This window comes from Burkholderia paludis, from assembly GCF_000732615.1.
Taxonomy (GTDB): domain Bacteria; phylum Pseudomonadota; class Gammaproteobacteria; order Burkholderiales; family Burkholderiaceae; genus Burkholderia; species Burkholderia paludis.
Window position 1 is genome coordinate 1 of the sequence record NZ_JPGL01000169.1, and the last position, 492, is coordinate 492.

Below are 492 nucleotides of genomic sequence, written 5' to 3' on the forward strand. Positions count from 1 at the left end.
CGGTCGCGAACAGCGCGTCGCCCGAGAGGTTCACGTGCTCGACGGTGGCGGCCGCCGGCTCGGCGGCCGGTGCCGGCACCGGCGCCTCCGGCGCGGCGCCGCACTGGAATACGAGCGTCTCGGGATCGGATTTGTCGCGCAGCACGCGGGCCGAATCGAGGGTGCGCACGGGCTGGTCGCCGCAAATCTTGCGGGCGGCCTTGATGCAGGTCTGCGGGCCGGACAGCAGGCCGTGGCAGCCCACCTGGAAGGTGCGCACGCCGTCGCGCGGCTGCAGTTCGGCAGCGCTGTAGGTCGGGCCGGATGCGCTCGAGCAGGCGGCGAGTGCCGTTGCGGAAAGCGCGAGCGCAATAGCGAGTTTGTTCACGGTTACATCCTTGATGCCTGGATTGACTGAAGCCCGCCACGCACGGCGCGGCGGGCTCGTCCTGCCGTCGGGGCCGCCGGGCTGTCCGGCGAACCGGACGGCCTGGCGGCGCGACGCGTTACTTC

The 492-nt window shown here is 72.2% G+C and carries 1 pseudogene; it reads right to left on the bottom strand.

Going from position 1 to position 492, the window contains the following annotated elements:
* Nucleotides 1-367, bottom strand: a pseudogene (locus GQ56_RS0139030) (OmpA family protein); the annotation flags it as partial.
* Nucleotides 368-492 lie beyond the last annotated feature (125 nt).